We start from the raw sequence: 1,485 nt of genomic DNA on the forward strand, positions 1-1,485 counted from the left end.
GGACTGACCCCTGTTTGTGAGACAGGGATCAAAACACCTTTCAAGTTATGCAGCCAGTCGTCGGAATTCAAGCGGCGACTGGTTATTTAGTTTCGTTTGAATGCGAATTGAGTTATAGTAAAAGATGTAGTCTCGAACGGTCTGTTCAACGATTGCTGTCGTTGTGCATGTGAGTCCTTCGAGGTAGAACGTTTCAGACTTTAGCGTGGAATGAAACGATTCGATGGGGGCATTATCAGCGGGCGTACCCTTACGGGACATGCTCATGATAATGCCCTTTCCCTTTACAGCGTCTTGGTACGCCTCAGACGTGTACACACTGCCTTGGTCGCTGTGAAGCATCATACCGGGTCGGCTAGGGAGTTGTTGCAACGTATGCAGCACAAACGACGTATCTTGTTTGTCTGCTATACTGTAGGCCACAATTTCTCCATTATACAAGTCCAGGATGCTCGATAGGTACAACATTTTTCCACCAAACGGCAAATAGGTGATATCCGTGACCATTTTCTGCATCGGGCCGTCAGCATGAAATTGTCGCTTTAATAGATGCTCCGCCAGCCGGGCGGGCTGTCCGATTGGTTTACGTTTCTTTACCCTGACTCGACATTGCAACTGTTCACGCTGCATAATCCGCTGTACCCGTTTGTGNCTCCGCCAGCCGGGCGGGCTGTCCGATTGGTTTACGTTTCTTTACCCTGACTCGACATTGCAACTGTTCACGCTGCATAATCCGCTGTACCCGTTTGTGATTCACTGTCTGTTCTTTTCGAAGCAAGGCAGTAATCTTTCGGTATCCGTACCGAAACTTATGCTGAATACAAAGCTGCCGAATCTTCTTGCTCGTGTAATCCTCACGCAGTCCCCGGTTTGCTCTTTTCCATCGGTAGAATGTAGCACGGGCAATTCCTAGCCATGCACAAGNGCTGCCGAATCTTCTTGCTCGTGTAATCCTCACGCAGTCCCCGGTTTGCTCTTTTCCATCGGTAGAATGTAGCACGGGCAATTCCTAGCCATGCACAAGCCTTCGTCACATTTATTTCTCCTCTAAGGGACTCCATCCAGTCGATGGCGGTCTGAGGTGACACCTCCTTTCCAACTCCTTGTACTTTTTTAAGACGTCGATTTGTTGCCTCAGGAACCGATTCTCCGCCTTCACTTTTTCAAGTTCTGACACATACACCGGGCCTTTTCCGTAGCTATATTGTTTGCCTACTGGCTGCTCCAGGCGGTGTAATTCACCGCTTTGGTACCACCGCACCCAGGTTTTCAATTGTGTTACATTTCGTATGCCCAGTTGCTCCATAACCTCGCGTGCCGGAATGCATTCTAATCTCATTTTTATCGCTTTCATCTTCACTTCTAGTGGATAGCTTACTCTTTTTGCCAATGCAAAAACACCTCCAAAGTTGTCCTCCATATCTTACGACATGAAGCATTTTCTTGAAGGTGTTTTGTTTTGTCTCACATTACGGGGTCAGTCCC

3 pseudogenes are annotated in these 1,485 nt (G+C 48.0%); all 3 read right to left on the reverse strand.

The features are described 5' to 3' along the window. Positions 1-45: 45 nt before the first annotated feature. Positions 46-651: pseudogene (locus AR333_RS25320) on the reverse strand (IS3 family transposase); the annotation flags it as partial. Between the two features lies 1 nt (position 652). Continuing rightward, a pseudogene (locus AR333_RS25325) lies at positions 653-924 on the reverse strand (IS3 family transposase); the annotation flags it as partial. A 1-nt stretch (position 925) separates the two neighbouring features. Continuing rightward, positions 926-1,390 (reverse strand): annotated as a pseudogene (locus AR333_RS25330) (helix-turn-helix domain-containing protein); the annotation flags it as partial. Positions 1,391-1,485: the final 95 nt, after the last annotated feature.

Source organism: Paenibacillus sp. FJAT-26967, assembly GCF_001541095.1.
Taxonomy (GTDB): Bacteria; Bacillota; Bacilli; order Paenibacillales; family NBRC-103111; genus Paenibacillus_F.